Source organism: Providencia sp. PROV119, assembly GCF_028482435.1.
Lineage (GTDB): Bacteria > Pseudomonadota > Gammaproteobacteria > Enterobacterales > Enterobacteriaceae > Providencia > Providencia stuartii.
On sequence record NZ_JAMPQL010000008.1, the window covers coordinates 141986 to 164414 of the forward strand.

At 36.9% G+C, this 22429-nt stretch carries 19 protein-coding genes and 1 pseudogene; 14 read left to right on the plus strand and 6 right to left on the minus strand.

Features of this window, described 5'->3' with window-relative positions; translation table 11 throughout:
* Together PSF11_RS10030 and PSF11_RS10035 are read right to left on the minus strand one after the other, a co-directional pair.
* The gene (locus tag PSF11_RS10030) at positions 1–510 is read right to left on the minus strand and encodes a phage regulatory CII family protein (protein ID WP_272682782.1); all 510 of its coding nucleotides are present in this window, start codon (positions 508–510) and stop codon (positions 1–3) included.
* A gap of 30 nt (positions 511–540) precedes the next feature.
* Positions 541–765, minus strand: a complete 225-nt coding sequence (locus PSF11_RS10035; protein WP_272682783.1) for a regulator — start codon at positions 763–765, stop codon at positions 541–543.
* A gap of 144 nt (positions 766–909) precedes the next feature.
* Here PSF11_RS10035 and PSF11_RS10040 point away from each other — a divergent pair, with 144 nt between their 5' ends.
* Genes PSF11_RS10040 through PSF11_RS10055 form a run of 4 tightly spaced genes read left to right on the plus strand, consistent with a single transcriptional unit; the run spans position 910 to position 4381 of the window.
* The gene (locus PSF11_RS10040; RefSeq protein WP_272682784.1) at positions 910–1497 is read left to right on the plus strand and encodes a phage repressor protein CI; all 588 of its coding nucleotides are present in this window, start codon (positions 910–912) and stop codon (positions 1495–1497) included.
* A gap of 1 nt (position 1498) precedes the next feature.
* Positions 1499–2344 (plus strand): hypothetical protein, encoded by an 846-nt coding sequence (locus PSF11_RS10045; protein WP_272682785.1) that lies wholly within the window; start codon positions 1499–1501, stop codon positions 2342–2344.
* 1 nt (position 2345) lies between these two features.
* A complete protein-coding gene (locus tag PSF11_RS10050; protein ID WP_272682786.1) occupies positions 2346–3365 on the plus strand; it encodes a phage integrase in 1020 nt (339 codons plus the stop codon).
* The gene (locus tag PSF11_RS10055) at positions 3362–4381 is read left to right on the plus strand and encodes a hypothetical protein (RefSeq protein ID WP_272682787.1); all 1020 of its coding nucleotides are present in this window, start codon (positions 3362–3364) and stop codon (positions 4379–4381) included. The genes PSF11_RS10050 and PSF11_RS10055 overlap by 4 nt, the downstream gene beginning before the upstream one ends.
* Positions 4382–6437: 2056 nt before the next feature.
* Here PSF11_RS10055 and PSF11_RS10060 read toward each other — a convergent pair.
* The 3 genes and pseudogenes from PSF11_RS10060 to PSF11_RS10070 form a co-directional block, all read right to left on the minus strand.
* Positions 6438–7625, minus strand: a complete 1188-nt coding sequence (locus PSF11_RS10060; protein WP_036943102.1) for an MFS transporter — start codon at positions 7623–7625, stop codon at positions 6438–6440.
* A gap of 248 nt (positions 7626–7873) precedes the next feature.
* The gene (locus tag PSF11_RS10065) at positions 7874–8239 is read right to left on the minus strand and encodes a tetratricopeptide repeat protein (protein ID WP_052127991.1); all 366 of its coding nucleotides are present in this window, start codon (positions 8237–8239) and stop codon (positions 7874–7876) included.
* Between the two features lie 39 nt (positions 8240–8278).
* Positions 8279–8718 (minus strand): annotated as a pseudogene (locus tag PSF11_RS10070) (transposase); the annotation flags it as partial.
* Positions 8719–9199: 481 nt separating this feature from the next.
* On the opposite strand from PSF11_RS10070, the gene PSF11_RS10080 reads away from it, so the two are divergent.
* The 3 genes from PSF11_RS10080 to PSF11_RS10090 all read left to right on the plus strand — a co-directional run bounded on the left by PSF11_RS10080 (position 9200) and on the right by PSF11_RS10090 (position 13390).
* Positions 9200–9499: an HdeA/HdeB family chaperone gene (locus PSF11_RS10080; RefSeq protein ID WP_014657621.1), complete on the plus strand. Its 300-nt coding sequence runs from the start codon at positions 9200–9202 to the stop codon at positions 9497–9499.
* Between the two features lie 523 nt (positions 9500–10022).
* Positions 10023–12227 (plus strand): TonB-dependent siderophore receptor, encoded by a 2205-nt coding sequence (locus PSF11_RS10085; RefSeq protein ID WP_004925228.1) that lies wholly within the window; start codon positions 10023–10025, stop codon positions 12225–12227.
* Positions 12228–12289: 62 nt separating this feature from the next.
* Complete coding sequence (locus PSF11_RS10090) at positions 12290–13390, plus strand: ABC transporter substrate-binding protein (RefSeq protein ID WP_072502811.1); 1101 nt, start codon at positions 12290–12292, stop codon at positions 13388–13390.
* 157 nt (positions 13391–13547) lie between these two features.
* Here PSF11_RS10090 and PSF11_RS10095 read toward each other — a convergent pair whose 3' ends face one another.
* On the minus strand, positions 13548–14441 hold the full coding sequence (locus tag PSF11_RS10095; RefSeq protein ID WP_272682788.1) for a LysR family transcriptional regulator: 894 nt from the start codon (positions 14439–14441) through the stop codon (positions 13548–13550).
* 98 nt (positions 14442–14539) lie between these two features.
* On the opposite strand from PSF11_RS10095, the gene PSF11_RS10100 reads away from it, so the two are divergent.
* The 7 genes from PSF11_RS10100 to PSF11_RS10130 all read left to right on the plus strand — a co-directional run bounded on the left by PSF11_RS10100 (position 14540) and on the right by PSF11_RS10130 (position 22423).
* Positions 14540–15871: an MFS transporter gene (locus PSF11_RS10100; RefSeq protein ID WP_072502813.1), complete on the plus strand. Its 1332-nt coding sequence runs from the start codon at positions 14540–14542 to the stop codon at positions 15869–15871.
* A gap of 3 nt (positions 15872–15874) precedes the next feature.
* Complete coding sequence (locus PSF11_RS10105) at positions 15875–16267, plus strand: hypothetical protein (RefSeq protein WP_180977800.1); 393 nt, start codon at positions 15875–15877, stop codon at positions 16265–16267.
* 568 nt (positions 16268–16835) lie between these two features.
* Positions 16836–17696, plus strand: a complete 861-nt coding sequence (locus tag PSF11_RS10110) for a helix-turn-helix transcriptional regulator (protein WP_072502814.1) — start codon at positions 16836–16838, stop codon at positions 17694–17696.
* A 37-nt stretch (positions 17697–17733) separates the two neighbouring features.
* Positions 17734–18810, plus strand: coding sequence for a chemotaxis protein (locus PSF11_RS10115; protein ID WP_072502815.1), 1077 nt, complete (start codon positions 17734–17736; stop codon positions 18808–18810).
* 55 nt (positions 18811–18865) lie between these two features.
* Entirely contained in the window at positions 18866–20437 is a 1572-nt protein-coding gene (locus PSF11_RS10120; RefSeq protein WP_072502816.1) for a cobalamin adenosyltransferase, read from the plus strand.
* Entirely contained in the window at positions 20434–20706 is a 273-nt protein-coding gene (locus PSF11_RS10125) for a YkgJ family cysteine cluster protein (protein ID WP_004925202.1), read from the plus strand. The genes PSF11_RS10120 and PSF11_RS10125 overlap by 4 nt, the downstream gene beginning before the upstream one ends.
* A gap of 253 nt (positions 20707–20959) precedes the next feature.
* Positions 20960–22423 carry an MFS transporter gene (locus PSF11_RS10130; protein WP_072502817.1) on the plus strand — a complete coding sequence of 488 codons (1464 nt, stop codon included), beginning with the start codon at positions 20960–20962 and terminating at the stop codon, positions 22421–22423.
* The last annotated feature ends 6 nt before the right edge of the window (positions 22424–22429 follow it).

Here is a 22429-nt window from a genome sequence, read left to right on the forward strand (position 1 = left end):
TCACACCATTGATTGGCCAAAACCTACCACCGTATCAATTGCCGATACTAATGCAGGGTTTGAATGAAAACGTGCTGAGATAGTGACGCCAACTAAAGCTAAGCAACGGATCGCATTATTCACGCTTTGCTTAATTTCCGCTGACCGTATGCTGTTAATATGGCCACCATCAACCACGTGGTTGGCTAATTTACCGACCTCTGCGGTTGCCCCTAATAGATAACCTTGAACATTGTTATCACTAATATCTGTCATCGGGACGGATGGCTGGCAATTCAGCTGCTCCAACAGTCCATCTAACAATGATGGGTCTTTGGTAGCGTTGGTTAATTTAAACAGGTCTGCACAGGTAACTAAGTGCGGTTGTTCAGGGTTTAGCTTGTTGCGTAACATTTGTGGGTTCATGCCGATATCATTCGCAATCTGAACAAGCTCACCTTTGTGGGATGTAGCAAATGCCCGACAGGCATTATCAAAGTGCGCTTGTTTGGAAACCTGATAATCAAACATGGTTTAAATTCTCCAAAAGCGAATAATTAATTACGCATTAAGCGAAATATCACAGCCTTTCGATGCATCCGTATAAAGCGCAAGTAGGTTAATCAGTACTTTTCCTCGTTTCATGTCGGCAGATTTGCCTCGGACAGGCAAGCGGCCATCGGCAATCATGTCGCGGATGGTTGATTTTGAAAGCCCTGAGTGTTGGCTAAATGCCTCAATTGTGAGGTAAGGGGATGGAATGTTAATTGAAATTGTAGGTCTCATAAGGCAAAATCCTATTTAAGTTTATTTCGGTTTTATACACCGTTCGCCAACGGTGTTCGCATTTTGAAAACAAATTAAAGATACTTCTCATAATGAAAATAGTCAAGGCGAAAGTTTTCAATTTGAAAAGTTAAGGTGCACTTTATGGGAATTTTTTCATTTCAACCAAGTGAAGATAACACTCAAGTACTTGATAGAATTATTGAGGCTTACGGCTTTTCATCAAAAATTATGCTTGCTGAACACTTTGAAATGGCTGCGAGTAGTTTGTCTGGTCGATATAGAAGACCTGGCTTTCCTGCGGATATGGTTGTTCGTTGTATGGCTGAAACGGGCGTTACCCTTGAATGGCTTGTAACTGGGGAGGGTAAAAAGTTTGATGATGAAGAATTAGACGTTTTACGCCTGCCAAAATTTAAAATTATCGATGGCGAGCAATTTAATGCTGGCATGGCCATGTTTGATAAGGTGCTGTTCAAGCAGGGCGTTCCATTTCCTAGAGAGCCTATTATGGTTCAAGATGGCCAAGATTATTACATAGTGGATCGCCAATTTGGTGAAGTCTACGACGGTAAGTGGCTAGTAAAAATCGATGGCAAGGTTAGTATCAGAGAATTAACCCGAATGCCTATGCAGCGTGTCCGTGTTTCAGGTGTTGGGATGGCGTTTGACTGTGAATTGAAAGACCTAGAAATCATTGGGCGTGTAGTGAAAGGGATTGAGGACTACTGATATGAGTGCAACTAAAAAAGACAAAAGCTCTGATTCAATTGAAGTTTTAGAGCAACAGGAAGTAAAGGAAAAAACATGTTTTGTCATTATGCCTATATCTGATCATCCAGACTATGATGATGGGCATTTTAAGCGGGTTTACGACCATATTATCTCGCCTGCATGTAAGAAAGCAGGGTATAAACCTGTTATAGCAACGGATAGTAAAGCATCTAATTTAATTATGTTTAATATTCTAAAAAACATCGTTGAATGTGACATGGCAATTTGTGATTTAAGCACAAAGAATGCAAATGTATTTTATGAATTAGGTTTAAGACAGGCATTTAATAAAAAAACAATTTTAATAACAGATGGAAAAGAAAGAGAACCATTTGATATAACAGGATTTAGGTATGTTAAATACTCTCCTAGCTTACGTATTGATACAGTTGAGCGTAATGTAAATGATATTGCGGATATGCTAAAGGAAACTGAATTAGCTGATGAAAATGATATCAACTCAATTACTAGTTTATTGAGAATACATCCAGCAAGTATAGATAAAACCAAAGATATAGAGCTGAGTAAAGAGAATACAGTAATATTTAGTATGCTTTCAACTATTAATGAGAAATTAAACAAAAGTGTTATATATGAAAATGATGTATATGATACCCAAAAAACATTAGCCTTTGTTGAAAAATATGAAAGAGAAAATTTATATATATATGAGTATTTTAATAGGTTAGATAAACAAAAATTAGGAAGATTAAAAAAAATAGGTGAGGGCATGATTGAGTTTGATGAACAGATTTATTTAGGTAATCTTCCAGAATTTAAAAATGAAATATATGTTTTAAAGTGAAATGACAATTAAAAAACAACCAGACGGCCGTTGGCAAGTTGAGCTATACCCTAACGGCCGAACAGGTAGAAGAATTAGAAAGTTATTCACCACAAAGGGTGAAGCCATAGCCTATGAGCGCCATATCGTTGAGCAGACGGAAGATAAGCCGTGGCTGGGTGAAAAGCAGGATAGGCGCAAACTAACTGAGTTAGTGGATACCTGGTATCGTGCGCATGGTGTGACGCTTGGGGATGGAGAGAAACGCCAGTCACTTATGGTTTTTGCTTGTGATGCAATGGGCGACCCGTTAGCGACTGAATTTAATGCCAAGATGTTTTCGGTATACCGTGAAAAGCGCTTAAGCGGTGAAATAACCCGTACTGAACGTTTAAAAACAGTCACACCCCGCACTGTTAATTTAGAGTTGGCTTATTTTAGAGCCATGTTTAATGAATTAATTCGCCTTGATGAGTGGGGTTTAGAGCACCCGTTAGCTAAAGTTCGTTCTTATAAAACCGACGAACAAGAAATGGCTTTTTTAACTGATGATGAAATTAAGCTGTTATTGATGGAATGTGAAAATAGCTCATCGGCTGATTTAATTCATGTCGTTAAAATTTGCTTGGCAACAGGTGCTAGGTGGTCAGAGGCTGAGAACTTAACCACCATACAGATTCGCAATAATACGGTGACCTTTACCAAAACAAAAGGGAAGCGCAACCGTTCTATTCCTATCAGTGAAGAATTAATTGCAGAATTACCGAAAGGTAAAGGCTCTAAGCGGTTATTTAAGTCTTGTTATTCTGCATTTCGTTCTGCATTAAAGCGCACAGGTATTGAGTTACCTGAACGCCAATCATCACATGTTTTACGCCACACCTTTGCATCCCACTTTATGATGTCAGGTGGAAATATTTTAGTCTTACAAAGAATCCTTGGGCATACCGATATTAAAATGACAATGCGGTATTCCCATTTCGCCCCAGATCATCTTAATGATGCACTGGTTTATAATCCTTTGGTGAAGTTGAAGATATGAGCCTAGCTATAATCATATTATTAATTATATTTGTGCCTGCTATTCCATTTTTCTGTTTACTAAAAAAAAGGAAATGGAAGTTTTGGCTAGATGAATCTAGCTTACATGTACAACCACTATTTTGGTTTTTAGTTTTTCTTCCTCTCATTATTAGTGGTATTGCATGGGTATTAGTTGCTCAGGATTATGAGTTAGATGTATCTACGAACGGTTATAGTCGACTGATGGAAAATGCAAAATTTCCATTTTTAATCTTAGCACTATCACCAATTTTAGGTGCATTTGTAACTAGCGCTCATCGTTCACTTCAAACAGAGATTCAAATAAAAACTGCTAATAATCAGTTAATAGAGGCTCAAAAGAAAAATAAAGTTGATATTTATTTTTCTAGAAGGAAATATATAATAGAAAGGTTGGTAGGGGTAAGGTCAGAGTACTTATCTAATGATTTTAATTCTAACTATATATATGAATTGGCATACAATTTTAATGATTATACTGATGAGATAAATGTCTCCTTTTATAAGGATTTAAATTTAAGGTTAGAACTAATAAGGAAGTTGACAGGATTAATTAGGTATGAATTAGGTAATATAAAAAGTAATGGTGACTATATTAATGTTATTGAAAGTATGACTGTATATAGAACTAAGCAATTAGTGTATATGATGAGAAACTTTTTTAAAAATATTGGTTCTAATTTGAATGAAAATAATGAATTTGAAATTAAAGTAAATATGATTCACGATTTTTTTAAAAAAAGAAAAAGTTTTAACTCAGAAGAGTTTTCCAATTTTTTATCTCTTTATACGACAGAAGTTATGTTTGAGCTTGAAAAAATTAAATCAGTGATTAAAGAAATATGCATAATATTGCTACTTAGAAATGATGTTCAGGACATGATACCAGAGCTAGATAATGGTTCGATATCGCATGGTGATACAGTATACTGTTCAATTCTTACACCTAGTAATGGCGACAAACTGGCGACAGAGAACCAGAACCCTCCTGAATAACCATCAGTCACCGTTTTCTATCCTTTTGATAAATATGTAATTTATTGATTTATAAAGGGTAGGGAACGTACTCATAATCGATTGGTCACTGGTTCAAGTCTAGTAGGGGCCACCAAATTTTAGCTGTTAAATCAGCGCATTAAGCCACTTCTTAGCAAGTGGCTTTTTTGTTTCCATCCTATTCCTTTAGTTCAAGAAATCTCTTCACTGAAGTTCTCCCTATCTATTGAAAATAATGAATTTAAACTATTCGCTTTAAGATTAATTAGGTATCCGTTCCAGTTAAGGACCTAATGATAAAAGTATTTCTTTATGCTGCTAATGGGAGTTTGACTTCTACAAGATATGGTTTATTTTTATTTAATTGTTATATATAGACTATCTATTTAAGGTTGGTTGAGTAATATTTATTTTTAAATGAGAAAGAAGTATTCCCATAATCATTAAAACTATTCCTTTATGAGTGTTTAATTAATTATAAAAAGCACCATTGAGAATGTTCTTAATAGTGATCAGATTGATGGATTTTATAGGTGTTTCGTGATGACAACTTTGTTGTATGTTTAATCATGCACATTGGTTTAAAGAAAATCCCCTCATAAAAATCACGATTAATTTTAAAAAGCATATATCTGTTAAGATTTTAAATTATATTATTAATTAAAATTTAAAGTGAGAAAGAAATATTTTTATATAAAGAAGTGTTTTTCTTGTTAATTGGTCTAATTTTTTATAATTAATGGAATTTAAAAATATATTATGGCATTTATGTGGTGTTTAAATCTATTTGGTTATCCTTTATTGCGTTTTTGTAGGCTGTAATTGTAGGTTTTCGTATTTTTATAGTTGTTTTTACTTATGTGGTTATTGTTCTATGGTGAGATTAGTCTTAAATGGTGTTTTTTTATTTTTTTGAAATCTTTTGTAATAAGTTTGTTTTAATTTATTCTGACTTATTAAGTTCATGATTATTAATGAGTATTTTTAATTTTGTAATTTAACTATTACAACTTTAAAGGGTTTTTGGGGAATTTTAAGCTATTGAATATTTAAAATTGCTGGAATATTATTAATCCCGAATTAGGTGTAACGACGATTGAAATATATTGTTTAAATTTAGTTTGCACATAAATGTATATAAAGTGTTGTCCTCCCAGGTTTTACTTTAATATGGTTGTTGTGCACTCTGAAGTTTAATTTTTTGTCCATGTTACTATTTCTACAATTACAATAATTTATTAACGTTTGGTTACTATATTTTGTGTTGTAGAAATAGTTTCTTTTTGAAAATAACTGTAGGAGTTAGGTAAAAAGCTCCTTAATGTTAAAGCGCCTACCTTAATCATACAATCATAATCTTATCAAGTTGACAAAAGCGAACTGAGAATGAGTGATTTTATATGTTCGTTATCGGTCGGTATATTTTTACAGCTATAAATATTTGAACGTTTCGATAAATAAATTGTTTTTGATAGCGACTATCTATTTGAATTGCTACCTTGGCGGTATTATTGTTTTCACACAGAAGGAAATGGTGCGATTGTCGTGATATAGCTAATTTAGCAACTTGAACTAGGGAACGAGTATTTCATTACTCAACAGAGGATATTGATAACATATCAGGTTCATGTAATCTCAGTGCTGAATTTTAACTTGGGGTCACTTAACGGGGTCTAGGCTAAAATAACACTGTATCTAAAGCTATCAATGCGTTAATCAACCATAGATGAATAGCAGGCAGTTCAAGTGAAAGCCTAAAGGCATTCACAATAAGCCTCACCGATGAATAAAAAAATCAGCCGGTTGCAAGCACACAATACAATTCAAGAAAGCTACCGCACTGCTGATACTAGACCTTCTGTATAATTCGCGATAGCTCAAGTGCTGTGGGCAAATTTTATTGACCATGACAATTTTTTGAGAGAAAACCACTTTCCAATATTTCCTCATAAGACAAAATGAGCTTACTGAAAATGGATAGAGTCATACGTTATCATTAATGTGAAGAAAACCTCGACTTATCAAAAGTAAGAAAATTATTATTTTATAACTTAAATTATGACTTTGACTGTTTTATAAAGTAAGCAACTAAGGCGAATGAGCATAGGGTGCATAACGCTGCAAAACTAATAAAGGTCAACATTTGTGTCGAATTGACTAAAATATATCCACCAATGGCAGGGCCAATAGCCATTCCACCACCAATTACCAAATTTATGTTATTCATGAGCCTACCGCTGGTATCAAGCTGGGAGACCGCTCCCATAATAAAAGGTAAGACAAATGTCCATGTGAATTTAAACAATAAGGCGGCAACAATAAACCGTATTACGGTAGGTGAACCAATCAATAACAAGATACTTGCCATTAATAATCCATATCCTAAAAACACTAATTTATTGGTTTTAAACCGATTAGAAACAGTTGCCGCAATCACCGCACCAACCATACCTAAAATGGTGGCGATCGCTAAAATCTGACCATTCTCTTCAGCATCTAGCCCGCTATTTTGGCCAAATACACCTATGAATGTCCAAACTTGGCTCAAACAAATATAGAAAATGAGTATCGCAATAATGGCCATCGCCTTATTAATAAATGCATTTCGCGGGTGAGTTGATGAGTGATGATGTTGATTTTTTTCCATTATCACATTAGGAAATGCTCGAATTAATGGAAAAAAGATGACCATAAAAGCAGCGAGAATAAAGTAAACGATACGTAATCCGTAGAGTTCAAATAACGGTGGTAAGACAAGTAGTCCAAGTGTACCTAATGCGAGTTGACCTAAAACCCAAAAAGCGTACATGCGGCTCGGGTTTTCTGTTTTTCCGGCACATGAAATACACAGTATCATTAATGTACCACCAGCTAATGATGCTATGACGCGAAAAATTAACAAGGTGATATAGGTGGCCGCGAAAGCAGAGAGTAGGTTACCTATGATAAAAATAATGGCAGAGATAATGGCTATTTTTTGCCAATTAATACGGTTGATCCAATACCAAGCAGGAACAGTTGCAAAGCTCATAGCCCCTAATTCTGCTGAAAAAAGATAACCTATTTTATCGGCCGATAACTGCCATTGAGAGCCCAATTGAGTTGCAACTGCCGGCGCTGTCATCAAAATACCTGGGGCAATGGCCGCAAAAATAATAATTGCGAGTAGTAAACTCAATGAAGATTTTAGGATGACTTTTGGTGGCATGGCATTGACATCTTGTGTGTGCAGCGATTCGTTCATTTAAGCACCTCGTCAATAATAAGCAGTACCTTCGGTGAATGTTAATAAAAAGTTAATAATTACTTGTCGATTTTAGGGTGAAATAACGAAAGGTGACTATCATTCTTAAGAACGAAAAATAGGGCTTTTTTTGTTTTTTAGCGGCAACATCAAGAAATTTGCAGATTATCTGATAGGTTGAATAAACATACATTGGGAAAAGTTAATGGGATTTAAGTTCCCATTAACGTTTAAATAGAGAGGCTGTTTTAGAAATGTTCGCTATGCGATTTTTCTAGCGCGAAGCAGGCTTTTTCTAAGCCCCCTTTGCAGGCCAACTCAAAATAGTAGCGTGCCGCATAAGGAGAAGCATTTTCGACTTCACCTTTTTGCATGAGCCAGCCAAGGTTATATTGTGCATATGCATTGCCCTGTTCTGCTGCACGCATAAACCATTTCTGTGCTTGTTCAATGGAAACAGGAACTCCATCTCCTTGATAGTACATTAAGCCAAGGTTGAGCTGTGCATCTTTATCGCCCAGTTCATTTTCCACAGAGGTTTTCAGTAGAATGATGTTAACCGAGCCGCTTCTGCATCGGCGTAATACCGCTAAGACCCATGTGTGGTCACTCATGATTATAATGGTATAACCAGTTTGTCGCGACCTCCTGTACTTATTTTTTGTTGTCAGCTCAGTCAGCAAATCTGTAATTTGCTGATTTTCATCGCAGAGCACAGGCTGATAACGATAACCACTTTCACTAATACAAAAAGTCTCGCACGTAAGCCGGACACTGATACCTCTGATCTCCACCGCAGTCTAAGCCAGTTCACGGCGCTGCAGTAGTGTTACCACTTTTTTGCATGGCTTCCTGAATAATTTCGGCTTTAAAATACTCTTCGGCATCCATTTTTCAGCCGCCAGTTCTTATCTTCAAGCTCTTTAAGACGGGTCATCATGGAGGCATCCATCCCTTCGAACCGTGAACACCATTTATAAAAACTTGCGCTGCTCATGCCGTGTTCGCGGCAAAGCTCGGGAACTAGTGTTCCTGCCTCAGTCTACTTGAGGATTGTGATAATCTGACTGTCAGTAAAACGTGATTTTTTCATATGGATCCCCTCGATTCATATTACGAGAAAATTCCACTTATGAACACTCTGGTTTTTCGGGAGGATTACTCAACGATTGAGCAACATAATGCTGTTGTAAGACTAATGGCGCTATGCAAGGATCCTAACAAAGAGGTGGCAGTATCATCAATTAGGTCATTAAGTAAGCTAGCCGGTTATTTTCCGGGGACAGAAAAATAATGAAATCTCTATGCTCATTTATTCCAATAAACAATTTATATTTTAAATATTAGATTCAGTGATAGGTTTATATTATTATTTTTTATTTACTCTTATAGAAACTTAAATGAAAGTTTTTTTCTATTTTATCAATTTAAGTTAATTATAAAAAGATGGTCAAATTAAGTCTTTTGTTTTCTATTTTTATCATCCAAATAAGATTATATAAACTTTAATAAGTTTGTGATAAAAATAAACAGCCACATTGTTATGCATTATTTATACACATAAGAGGTTTATAATGAAAAAGATTGTTATCTCTAGCGTTTTAGCTGCTATGGCAGCATTCTCTTTTAATGCGATGGCTGCGGACTCGAATATTGTCACGCCTGAAAAAATGACTTGTCAGGAATATATTAACCTGAACCCGCAAAGCTGGGCACCTGTTGCATTGTGGATCACCAATATGGATACACAATTTAAAGGTGGTGATTATGTTGCGTTAACAGAGCAAAGCGTTGCTGAAGCGCCACAGATTGTTGAATTCTGTAAGAAGCACCCTGAAGGTACGTTACAAGATTACTTAGCGTCAAAAAAATAAGTTAAATTTATGCCCTAGATAATTTCAATTTAGGTTAGTTGATAAGTGAGTAAGTCGTTAGGCACAGACAAAATGTTGTGGCGAATACGAGCGAACCTAATCAATAACGTTGTCACTTGAAATATTATGGGGAGTACAAAATCAAAGCCTTGTTAATGTGGTGTTTGTTTTTAGTTTATCAAAGGCAAACACCTTACTATTCGTTTTATATATCGTTTTAATTGGCTCGACAACGACATAGCGACTTAGTCATAACTTGTTATTGATGGTAGCTCAAAATCCGATAAACCTGCTTTTTGTCTGATCTCCTCCAGCATTTCTTTTTCTGATTTATAAATATTTTGCTTCTCCTATCTTCTTATCTGCCGAAAGTGTCTAAAAAAAGACATAATAATGATAATAGTTCTTAATAGTATGTTTGTTATCAGTTAAAATTAGCCGCTAATTTAGCCGGATAAAAAGCCGTAATGCTATCGGCCGCGGCTTTTAAAAAAACACGACAACCTATTAGGATCTTAGGCACATGAAAATTAAGCATCTTTGGATACTCTCTCCATGTTTTGCTTCATTTATTGCACCAGCAACATTCGCAGCAGAAAACAAACAAGATGAAATGACTGTCTCGGCAACGCGTTCTTATCGAAGTGTGTCGGAGATGGCCCAAACCACATGGGTTATTGATAATGTTGAAATTGAACAGCAAGCAGAAGGTGGAAAAGAGTTAAAAGATATTCTGTCACAATTGATCCCCGGTATGAGTGTTAGCGGTCAAGGACGTACTAATTACGGCATGAATATGCGTGGCCGCTCAATGATTGTGATGGTGGATGGCGTACGTTTAAATTCTTCGCGTAGTGACAGCCGCCAATTAGACTCTATCGACCCATTTAATATTAACCATATTGAGGTGATTTCTGGCGCGACTTCTTTATATGGTGGCGGTAGTAGTGGTGGATTAATTAATATTGTCACCAAAAAAGGCCAAGAAGAAAAACAAGTTGACCTGCAAATTGGTGGAAAAACCGGTTTCAGTAATGGCAAAGATCATGATGAAAATGTTGCTGCGGCAATGAGTGGGGGTAATGAAAACGCCCATGGTCGTTTATCTGTTGCCTATCAACGTTATGGCGGTTGGTATGATGGCAAAGGTAAGGCAATCAATATTGATAATACACAAACAGGCCTACAATTTTCTGATCGCTTGGATGTAATGGGCGCTGGGGTTATTAATATTGATGATAATCAGCAGCTACAAGCCACGGTTCAATATTATAAAAGTGAGTCCGATGGCAAACATGGGCTTTATTTAGGCAAAGATTTTGCGGCGGTGAAAGGCCAAGGCGAAGCCCATAATAGTGGCAAATTAAACTCAGATCGTTTACCGGGTACTGAGCGCCATATGTTGAATTTACAATATTCAAATGGCGACCTTTGGGGGCAAGATTTTGTTGCTCAAGTTTATTATCGTGATGAATCACAAAAATTTTACCCATTCCCCGCTTTAAATAAAGCAAAGGATGTGACCAGCATTAGTGCTTCCGATCAAAAAACCAATTTCTATGGCACTAAGCTGACGTTTAATAGTGAGCCTGTCGATAATCTGACGCTGACTTATGGTGCTGACGCTGAGCACGAACAATTTCGTGCTAATCAAATGTTCTTTAATTTAGATAAAGCGAAAGAATCAGGTGGTATGGATTTGAAAAAAGCCTATCAAGTTGGGCGTTATCCAAGTTATACCACAACCAATATGGCCGCTTTCTTACAAAGCAGCTACGATATTAATCCAATATTCACTTTAAGCGGCGGTGTGCGCTATCAATATACCGAAAACAAAGTGGATGACTTTGTTGGGTATGCTCAACAGCAGCAAATTGCAGAAGGTAAGATAAAATCCGCCGATGCAGTACCTGGGGGGAACACTGATTATAACAATTTACTCTTTAATGCAGGTCTACTAATTAATTTAACGGAAGATCAGCAAACATGGTTTAATTTCTCTCAAGGCTTCGAAATTCCTGATATTGCAAAATATTATGGTACAGGGAAATATGCAGCAGCCCCTGATGCTAATGGGCATTTGGCATTAGAAAATAGTATTAATATTAATGATACTAAAGTTAAAGGCATTAAAGTTGACTCTTATGAGCTGGGCTGGCGTTATACCGGCGAGAACCTACGTACACAGATTGCAGCATATTATTCATTGTCAGACAGAAGTTATGACATTAATAATACGGATATGACGATTTATATGAAGTCAGATAAACGTCGTATTTATGGTGTGGAAGGAGCGATTGATTATTTCTTCGATAATAGTGATTGGAGTGTTGGTAGTAACTTTAATCTGCAAAAGTCAGAAACCAAAGTAGATGGTAAATGGGAAAAATGGAGCGTTAAATTTGCTAGCCCATCAAAAGTCACTGCTTATGTGGGATGGGAGCCTAATGATTGGTCTCTACGTTTACAAAGCCAGCAAACCTTTAATGTTTCAGATGCGGATGGTAACAAGCTCGATGGCTATAATACCGTGGATTTCTTAAGCAGTTATTTATTGCCAGTTGGTAAAGTCAGTTTTGCGGTAGAAAATTTACTGGATGAAGATTACACCACCATTTGGGGACAGCGTGCGCCTAAATTATATAGCCCGAGTTATGGGGCAGCAGATCTGTATACCTATAAAGGTAGAGGAAGAACTTTTGCGTTGAATTATAGTGTGACGTTTTAAGTTGAATATTTTATGAGCCATCTTATTGATGGCTCATCTTTATGACTCAATGAGGTTATTGAATGAAATGGCTATTAACCGGATTATTATGCTTAGTCAGTGTAATTGCGTCAGCTAAAACGCCTACATTAATTACGGACTTACAAGGACGTGAAGTGAGTGTTGATCTTCCTGTCGAAAAATTATTTTTGATTGATGGAAGAGATATTTTGTCGGTCGATATTGCCGCGGGGCAAGACGCTTTTTCACGTATTGTTGGCTGGAGTGATTCGTTAGAACAGTATGCGCCTGATTTAAAGCAGGCTTATTTTTCTGCGGTTCCTGAGTTAGCCAAAATACCAACACTAAGAAAAACCCGTGAGACGGGCATTCAAATTGAGAAATTACTTGAGCTGGCGCCAGAAGTGGTATTAATGCATAAATCTAATTATGCAGCGATGCGCGATAGCCAATTTATGCCACAATTGGAAGCAGCAGGGATCAAGGTTATTTTTATTGATTTCCGTATGGATATCGCCAATAACACGCCAAAAAGTATTGTGTTATTAGGTGAATTATTAGGAACTCAGGAACGTGCAAACCGCTTTGCAAAATTGTATCAAGAAAAGCTAGCCGCCGTTGAAGAGCAATTGAAAAAACCTTATCCGTCGGTATTAATTGAGGCTAATGCAGGCTTATTTACCGATAGTTGTTGTCAGCTCTACGGTCGTTCAGGTTTTGGGGTTTTAGCAAGCCTTGCGGGTGGTAAAAACTTAGTGGAAGACAAGTTTCCGGCTAAAGGTGCTGAAAGTTCAATTGAAAACATTATTACCCTAAACCCTGACTTTTATTTATTAACCGGTGCAGATTGGCAGAATTTTAATCGCCGTTCAACAGCCGTTAAACTGGGTTATTATGCAGATGCAACGGTTGCTAAAAAGCAATTGGCTAAGCTTGTCGATCGCCAAGGGATTTCATCGCTGACAGCGGTAAAAGATAAGCATGTCATGGCGGTTTACCATAATTTCTATAATAACCCAATGAATATTTTTGCTATTGAAGCCATGGCTAAGTTTATGCATCCGCAGACTTTTGCAACCTTAGAGCCAGAGCAAAATTTGCAGGAATTCTTACAGCAGTTTACGGCTATTAAAGCGAATGGGGTGTTTTGGATAGCCCTTTAATATACTCGTCATACTTTACGCTTTGCTGATGACGCTGACTCACACTCACACAAGTCTGTGCTCTAGCGCCTTAGTCATTTATTGCCTAGCTGCACCCAGCGTTATTGACAGTTGCGATGCTATTTTAAGGCCGTGTTTCGATGAGACACGGCTTTTTTTATAGGCTAAATTTTTCAACTAAGTAATCAATAAAGACGCGTGTTTTCGCAGGTAGAGTGGTGCTATTGGGATAAAGTAGCTGAATATTCTGTGAAGGTAGATATAATTCAGGTAATAAACGAATGAGACGCCCTGCATTAATATCATCATTAACTAGCCAATCAGGACAGATAGCGACCCCAAGAGAGGCCAGTACCATTTGCTGGATCACCGCTACTGAATTCGATTCATATTGGCTTTTTATGATAGGAAGAGGGTATTTTTCCCCTAGAGTATTTTTTAGAACGTATTGTGTATCTTGCCAATTGAGTAATGAATGGGTTATCCAAGGAATTTGTGCTAAATCGTTAATACCTTTAACGGGATAGTGTTTTAATAGTTCAGGGGTCGCCACAATATAGATTTGGTATTCACCTATTTTACGTATTTTTAGTGATGAGCTTTTTAAATTACCTAAACGTATCGCGAGATCTAATTTTTCGGTGACCAAATCATCTAATGATGAATTAAAGCTGTATTGCAGGCGTAACTTCGGGTAAAGGCGACAAAATTCAGGTAGTAAAGGCAAAATATAACGTTGGCCAAATTCATTCGTGGATGAAAAACGCAGTAAGCCTGTGACGTTTGTTGCTAAATTTTGGCTTCTTTCAAACGCTTCTTCTATCTCTAGTTGAATACGTTTAAAGTCATCATAAAAATGCTTACCCGCCTCGGTGAGGGCAATATTGCGCGTATTACGTATGAGCAGACTGACATTCAGCCGTATCTCTAACTGCTTGATATCAATACTGACCATAGACCGGCTCATACCTAAAATATCAGCGGCTTTAGTAAAAGAGCCTGAGTCCACGACTTGCAGAAAAGTGGTTATTTGCTTAAGGTTTTTTTGCATAATCAGTCTGATTGTTTGTCATTATTAAACAATGAGTTTAATCCTCTTATATCGACAAAGAAAGGGGGAATACCTACTCTTGTGCGCCGGAGGTAGGTATGTCTTATCGATATAAAATCGCAACTGTTTTTTTAATCGGCTTCTTTATCGACTGTATTAATATTTTTATGTCAGCGATTGCATTGCCTGATATTGCTTCAGCATTTTCTACCAGCCAATCAATGGTGGCTTGGGTCGCTAATAGTTATATCTTAGGTTTAGTCCTGATCATGCCATTGAGTTTGTGGCTCGCTGGGCAATTAGGTAACCAGAAACTGCTCAGTATTTCTATGCTGTTATTCTCAGTCAGTGTTTTATTGTGTGGGCTGAGTCATTCAATTTATAGCTTGGTAGTTTGGCGTTTTATTCAAGGCGTTGCTGGTGGGCTATTGATCCCTGTGGGACAGGCTCTCGTTTTTGAGCTATTTCCAGGTAAAGAGCGCCATCGTATTTCAACTTTAATTATGGTTGTCGCTTTAACGGCCCCTGCATTTTCTCCAGCAGTAGGGGGAATGATTATTGATTCATTATCGTGGCGCTGGGTATTTTATGCTAATTTGCCTTTCTCATTATTTGCGGCAATCTTAGCATGGTGGTGGGTGAATAATGATGGGCGGCAACAAAGAGAAAAACCTGATGTGATAGGGTTGATTATGGTGAGCTTTAGCTTACTGTTCTTATTGTTATCCTTTTCATTTTATAACGACTATCATAGCCTTGTGCTGGCCGTAAGTAGCTTTCTATTTTCCGTTTTTATTCTGGTTTTATATCTTCAATACGCCAAAAAATGTTCGGCGCCCATTTTAAATTTTCAGTTACTCGTAAATAGCAATTTGCGTAATGCTTTTATTGTTTATTACGCAGTACCTGGTGTATTTACAGGTGTCAATTTACTCAATATTTTTAACTTACAAAGCAATTTGCATTTTAGTGCAGCTCAGACGGGTATGTTTATGCTGCTATATGCCGCGGGGGCACTACTATCAATGCTAAGTGGTGGTTACCTCTATCACCAAGTTGGTAAGAAAACGCTATTTTTTGCAGGAATGACGACTCATAGCTTAGGAATAATGTTGCTGTTTTGGGTATCAAGTTATTCAGATTTGCCTCTACTCATTGCTGCTTATTTATTAATGGGGGCTGGTGGTGGGTTGTGTACTAATACCGCTCAGATCAGTGCATTAATTGATTTTTCAGGGAAGGATTTATTGCAAGGGAGTGTGCTATGGAATATTAATCGCCAAGTTTCGTTCAGTGTGGGAACGGTCGTGTTGGTATCTATTTTTAGTGTCGTCACCGTACAAAATGATTTATTACGCTATCAGTATACCTTCATGATAGCAGCGGTTGTCGGCCTACTATCATTAATCGCAGTATTAAAAGAGAGATAATTTATGAGTCACATGGAAAAAGCGTTGCAGAGTGTTATAGATCTACATATCTTGATTGAAAATGTATTTACTGGCAAAGATACGCATGCATTAACCCCTTTATTAGCTAGCTTTGATGATGCTTTTGCAATGGTGACAATTAAGGGAGAACGTATTGGTTTAGAGCAAGTGAATGAGTTGTTTAGCCAAAATATAGGCACAAGGCCTTCACTTACAATCACATTATCAGATATTAAACCAATTTTTGAGCGAGGTGAGTATTGCTGGATACAGTATCAAGAGTTGCATGAAACCCCTGAATCAAGGCTGTTACGAACTGCTACGGTTTGTATTAAGGTACTCGGGGAACGTTGTTTTTGGGTATATTTGCATGAAACTCCTATAAATAAAAACTAACTTACTTATTAAAGCGTTAGCGTATTTTTGATCAGTAGGCTAACGTTTTTTCATCTTCATTATCATTTTTAATCGAATTTTCGACATATTGGCTGGGGATAACTAGGATATTCCTTTATACATTAAAATGTTGCTCACATGTGCGAGCGACTATGCTGCCATCATTATCACTATTTCCAACCCAGTTAAAGTCATCACGCTACTTAATCATAGTCTCGTTTTCCCTTTATTAAAAGACTAAGATAATACGAATTAGATAATCACAGTTTGTTTTATGAGCATTTTTAACTTGTCGTTAGAATAAAAATCACCTATTAAGCGTAATTTTGTTATTAATGTTTTTTATTGGCTGTTTACTCTTAAATAGTCTGTGCAGAATTACAGTGGTTTTTAAATAAAAGGTAATTACACTTAATAAGAGTTTTAATTGAAGGTAGCAGAAAAATTGCTATGATATAAAAATGAGAGTTATCTTATACGACAAAAAGTTTTGTACTGACGCTATTTGTCACTGAGTTTGATATTCTTTGTGTAATCAATCTTAACCTAAATCATAGTTGGTGATAAAATGGATGACTATAAAAAAAATCAAGGAGTCAGATTAGCAACAATTATTCTCGAAGCATATCTTTATGGTGAAGTAGATAAGTATGAATTAGCCTCTCGTTTTAAAGTCAGCGAGCGGACGATTTATCGAGATTTGAATTCGCTAAACTTAATTTTAGAGCATAAAGGGAATTCAAAGTATGGTTTTTCGACAGTTGTCGAATATTATAAAATGATTTCTTTTTTTGGTATAGATAAGTATTTGCCTGATTTTAGTCAGTCTTTTTTGAAGAGTATTCCTGAGACTATTCAGAACAGAAGTGTTCTCATTAAATTTAATGGTATTGAGCATAAGATCAAGAGCTACTTAAAAACACATTATGAAAGAATTAGGTATGCAATTGATAATAAAAGAGAATGTCATATTTTGTATAAAAGCAAAAATCGGACAATATATCCATATAAGCTCATCTGTCACAATACGATTTGGTACTTGAATGCCATTGAAGAGGGGAAGCTTAAATCATTTTCACTAAATAGGATTGAATGGTTAGATGTCAGCAAAAAAACTTTTTTACCTGATAATAATATTGTCAATATGTTAATGGAGAGTAAAGACCCATGGACTAGCCATAATTATTTTCATGCTCGAGTATTGGTTTCAAAGTCGATAGCTGATTACTTCAAAAGAAGAGATGTTTTACCTAATCAGTGTATTGTTGATGAAAGTAGTGATTCTCTAACTATTTCATGCTCTGCGATGAGTGAAAAACAAATTTTACCTTTAATTCAATATTGGATCCCAAATATTAAAGTTTTAGAGCCAGAATGGTTAAAGATAAAGTTTGAACAAAACCTACGGGATTATATTAATCAATTGTAACTAGTTATTTTCATTTTATTAAAACTGAGAGGATTTTATGGCAATACCATTTATTATTGCTGGTGCAGCTATTGCGGCCGCCGCGTTTGGTGGAAAGAAAGCTTATGATGGATACCAAACAAAATCAGAAGCTGACGATATTTTAGAGAGCTCTAAACGTCGTTATGATGAAAAAAAAGAAGTGCTAGAGTCAATAAATGTTAGCACGACAACGGAATTAGAAAAGTTAGGTACGCTTGAGTTAAAAATCGGTAAAAGTTTCAATAAATTTAACACTATCGCACAATCAATATTAAAGCAGCTTAATGAATCAGGACAGGATATTTCAATTTCGATTCCACGTCATGAAATCAATAAAATTGAAAACCTCGCTATTTCAGCGACAGAGTATCTTGGAACCTTAGTGGGAGCCGGTGCATCAAGTGCTGCTGCGGGGTTTGCTGTCTATGGTGGTGTTATGGCATTCGCGGCTGCATCTACAGGAACACCAATTGCAGCGCTTTCAGGTGCGGCTGCTTATAATGCGACAATGGCGGCTATCGGTGGCGGTTCTCTAGCTGCTGGTGGTTGGGGGATGGCAGGTGGAGCAATGGTGTTAGGTGGTGCTGTTGTTGCTCCTATCTTAGCGATTGCTGGTTGGGCTTATAATTCTCACGCTGAAAAAGCATTAGATAATGCCCAAAAAATTCGCTCTGAAGTTAATGGTGCCGTTGCAAAAATGACTTTGGCTTATGAAAATTTAACCAAAACCAAAGAGTACGTTGTCGCTATTTATCATGTTTTAGAAGTACAATTTACCGTGTTTAAACCATATCTATTAGCACTCATAGAAGCCGACAAAATGATTCAACGTAATAAAGCATTAGGTCAGGCTAACACCCATGGCATTACGGATGAGTTAAAGCTCACTATTAATAATGGTTATAAACTTGCAGCTATTATGACTAACCTAATTACGACACCATTATTTAAGCCGAAATTAAATCAAAATAATGAGGCTATTATTGTTGATGAGGTTATCGAGATTGAAACAGATAGCCATGGTCTGAAAATATTAAATCAGGAATGTTTAGATAAGCGATTAGATGAAACTAAGCGTTTTACGTTATCTTGATGGCATCATAAATCATAAGTAGCAGTACTTTCACTGCTACTTATAGGTAAGACATATGCAACAGACAAATTATAATTGGCAAAAAGAAGTGAATGATACGATTGTTCAAAGTTTAGTCACTTCCTTTGGTTTGGATTTTTTATTATTAAAAGATAAAAAAGGGGGGGATGTTGATACGGTGCATAATGTCAGAAATGATATTTGGGCAACCGAGAAAGAAAAAAATCGTTATCAGGATCGTGGTGAATATGATTCACATGCATACCACAGCCACGAGAATTACAAAGAGACAAACCGCAAAGGCAAACAAAAAAAGTTAGCGGGTGAGTTAACGGACTCCTATACAGGAGAAACGTTTAGCCAACATGATGTGACTAATCTTGATCATATTATTGCGGCTTATGAAGTGCATAATGACCCTGCACGTGTTCTTGCTGAAATTGACGGTGCGGATTTAGCTAACCGTGACTCAAATTTGACCTTTACGAATGAAACATTAAATAAGTCGAAAAAAGCCAAAAAAATGGCAGACTTTATTTCGAATCTAAAGTCACAGCAAACACTGCTTAAAGCAGAAATTAGTGCATTAGAAAGTAAAGGGCAACTAACCGATATTGAGTTAAAAAAACTCAAGACACTTAAGAATAAGCAGAAAGCCAATTTTGATGCCATGAAGGCTGTCGATGAAAAGGCCAGAAAACAGTATGATGCAGAAATTAGTAGCAAGTACTACAGTAGCAGTAAGTTTTTTCTGAATACGGCATCAGCGGCTATTAACACTGGGTTGAGAATGGGAGCAAGGCAAATGCTAGGGATTGTATTTGCAGAGCTTTGGTTTGAATTAAAAGATTCGATTCCTAAATTGATTGAACAGCATAAAACAAACTTTAAATTTAAACTTTTCTTGGAGGATTTGAAAGGTGTTGTTACGAATATTTGGGAAAGATTAAAAGCTCGTTTTAAAGATTTTTGGACTGAGTTTAATAATGGGTTGTTTGGTGGGTTATTAGCCAGTGTTACAACCACCATGTTGAATATTTTCCTAACATCGACAAAAATGATAGGGAAGTTAATCCGAGAGTCTGCAAATAGCCTATTTTCTGCTGTGAAGCTGCTCTTTTTTAATCCAGAAAATTTAGCATTAGGGGATTTACTAAAATCAGCCATTAAAATTATATCGACCAGTATTTCTGTTGTACTCGGTTCAATGATAACAACATACTTGAATGGAATATTATCATTCCCATTCGGTAATGATGTTGCGCTATTCATTGGGGCTTTAGTCTCTGGTTTATTGACATTGGCGATGTGCTATTATTTAGAGCACAGTAATTTAATGCAAAAGATTTGGCGTTTTTTAAATAAATTCCGCAATAAATATGAGCTAACATTAAAGTACTACCGAGATGTTAATGCTGCTTTAGATAAATACCTAACAGAACTTGCTCAGCTTGAATTTAATTTTAATGTTGCTGAAATGCAGACGTTTACCCATGCATTGCAGGCGACAAATACAGAATATGAGCGAAAAATTATTCTTAATCAGGAAATTAAACGGAGCAATATTGCATTACCCTATGATGTAGATAGTGATGATTCATTCAGTGATTGGCTGGATTCATTATGATTTTAGAAACCGAGCTATTTCCTTGTGATAAATGTGGGGCATGCTGCCGCCATGTTGATCGCGCTAATGAAACTCAATTTCTTGATAGAGGCGATGGCATCTGTAAACATTATAATGAAACTAGCATGTTATGCACTATTTATGAAGAGCGCCCAGATATCTGTCGTGTCGATAAACAGTATTTGCTTCATTATCACGATCAATATACATGGCATGAATTTGTTGAAGTGAACAGAATTGCCTGTGAAATAATACTGGGCAGTGAATAATTTTGACTTATGCTATATCCGTTTACTAAGACCATTACTAAATCTTTTAGTGATGGTCTTATTTTATGAATTGATAAAGTAGGCTTGGTTTATCAACGTCCCCCATAACTTAGTTAATGATCCCTTTTCATTAAACCCACAGGCGTGATCTTATTGATCCCTAGCATTAAATGATATTCAATCTCATTTATTATTGACCGTCGGTCGGTCGATAATTATGATAAAGGCATCATTTGATGGGAAGGTGAGAATAATGAAACGTCTTTTTTTGATCTCTGCCGTCTGTTTAGGCACGTTTATGGCGACATTAGATATCAGCATCGTCAATGTTGCATTACCTGCAATTCAACGGGATCTCAATGCTGATATGGGAATGCTCCAGTGGATCATTGATGCTTATGCGCTTTGTTTATCTGCATTGATTTTGTCTGTGGGGCCGATTAGTGATCGTTATGGGCGTAAAAAAGTGTGGCTAGCAGGGATCGCCATTTTTACACTTGGCTCTGCCCTTTGCGCGATAGCGACGACAACAAATATGCTGATTTGGGGAAGAGTGACCCAAGGCATTGCGGCAGCAGCACTGATCCCCGGAGCTTTATCTATTATTACCCAAGCATTTTTGAATGATATTGAGCGAGTGAAGATAATTGGGATCTGGTCTGCTGTGAGTGCATTGTCATTGATAATTGGTCCTATTTTAGGCGGGTTATTAGTTGAACTGTTTGATTGGCCAACGATCTTTTTAATTAATCTTCCTCTTGGAATAGTCACTTTGTTGTTGGGTTGGATAGGCATTGATGAAAGTGCAGATCCCGAGAAAGCCGCCTTTGATCCATTAGGCCAATGCTTGAGTATTGTTGCGCTTGCGGGTGTCACATATGGCTTAATTGAAGCAGGAGCGCAAGGGTGGGGAAGCGTTATGACGATAGGGGGATTAACTGTAGGTTTTCTCGCTTTGATCAGTTTTGTGATAGTCGAAATGAAAGTCGCAAAGCCTTTATTTCCCATCTTTTTGTTTAAAACTAATCAATACTTTTTTCAATATAACGTGGCCTCTTTTACGCTTGGTTTTGCGACCTACAGCAATGTATTTTTTATCGCCTTATTTCTACAAAAAGGGCAGGGCTGGGGAGCCTTTGAGGCTGGATTGCGTATGGCTCCTGAATTTGTTGCCATGGCACTATTTTCTTTCTCTTTCGGTCACTTGACTCGATTGACGAGTGTCAGAAATTTAATGATTTTAGGGTTTTTGCTTATTGCACTAACATCTACTGCGCTTGGTTTGGTGAATGCAGATACGGCTTATACGGTTATTGCTTTGCTTTTATTTGTGCTGGGGGCTGGGATGGGAATGGCGACACCGGCGATAGGAGCTTTGATTATGGGGAGTGTTGATAAAGCCTATTCAGGGGTTGCCTCCGCGGTGATGAATGCGTTACGGCAAACAGGTATGACATTGGGGATTGCACTATTAGGGACATTAATGACGCATCAAGCACTCAATCAATTACAGCATGATGAAGTGTTAATGGCAACCGTACCTGCTCAAGAAGTCAGTTTACTTATTAATAATACTTCATCAGTTACTTTGCCTTATGTTGCTCAAGCTGTTCGAGCAGCAATGACATCAGGGTTTAATGTGGCGATGATAGGTGGGGCGGGTGTTGTGGTTTTCACGCTATGGTTGATTGTTAAACGTCGAAAAGTGAACATTTAATGTACT

Coding starts and splice junctions, on each gene's coding strand:
- PSF11_RS10030 (WP_272682782.1), bottom strand. CDS start 510: ATGTTTGATTATCAGGTTTCCAAACAAGCGCACTTTGATAATGCCTGT.
- PSF11_RS10035 (WP_272682783.1), bottom strand. CDS start 765: ATGAGACCTACAATTTCAATTAACATTCCATCCCCTTACCTCACAATT.
- PSF11_RS10040 (WP_272682784.1), top strand. CDS start 910: ATGGGAATTTTTTCATTTCAACCAAGTGAAGATAACACTCAAGTACTT.
- PSF11_RS10045 (WP_272682785.1), top strand. CDS start 1,499: ATGAGTGCAACTAAAAAAGACAAAAGCTCTGATTCAATTGAAGTTTTA.
- PSF11_RS10050 (WP_272682786.1), top strand. CDS start 2,346: ATGACAATTAAAAAACAACCAGACGGCCGTTGGCAAGTTGAGCTATAC.
- PSF11_RS10055 (WP_272682787.1), top strand. CDS start 3,362: ATGAGCCTAGCTATAATCATATTATTAATTATATTTGTGCCTGCTATT.
- PSF11_RS10060 (WP_036943102.1), bottom strand. CDS start 7,625: ATGAACGAATCGCTGCACACACAAGATGTCAATGCCATGCCACCAAAA.
- PSF11_RS10065 (WP_052127991.1), bottom strand. CDS start 8,239: ATGAGTGACCACACATGGGTCTTAGCGGTATTACGCCGATGCAGAAGC.
- PSF11_RS10080 (WP_014657621.1), top strand. CDS start 9,200: ATGAAAAAGATTGTTATCTCTAGCGTTTTAGCTGCTATGGCAGCATTC.
- PSF11_RS10085 (WP_004925228.1), top strand. CDS start 10,023: ATGAAAATTAAGCATCTTTGGATACTCTCTCCATGTTTTGCTTCATTT.
- PSF11_RS10090 (WP_072502811.1), top strand. CDS start 12,290: ATGAAATGGCTATTAACCGGATTATTATGCTTAGTCAGTGTAATTGCG.
- PSF11_RS10095 (WP_272682788.1), bottom strand. CDS start 14,441: ATGCAAAAAAACCTTAAGCAAATAACCACTTTTCTGCAAGTCGTGGAC.
- PSF11_RS10100 (WP_072502813.1), top strand. CDS start 14,540: ATGTCTTATCGATATAAAATCGCAACTGTTTTTTTAATCGGCTTCTTT.
- PSF11_RS10105 (WP_180977800.1), top strand. CDS start 15,875: ATGAGTCACATGGAAAAAGCGTTGCAGAGTGTTATAGATCTACATATC.
- PSF11_RS10110 (WP_072502814.1), top strand. CDS start 16,836: ATGGATGACTATAAAAAAAATCAAGGAGTCAGATTAGCAACAATTATT.
- PSF11_RS10115 (WP_072502815.1), top strand. CDS start 17,734: ATGGCAATACCATTTATTATTGCTGGTGCAGCTATTGCGGCCGCCGCG.
- PSF11_RS10120 (WP_072502816.1), top strand. CDS start 18,866: ATGCAACAGACAAATTATAATTGGCAAAAAGAAGTGAATGATACGATT.
- PSF11_RS10125 (WP_004925202.1), top strand. CDS start 20,434: ATGATTTTAGAAACCGAGCTATTTCCTTGTGATAAATGTGGGGCATGC.
- PSF11_RS10130 (WP_072502817.1), top strand. CDS start 20,960: ATGAAACGTCTTTTTTTGATCTCTGCCGTCTGTTTAGGCACGTTTATG.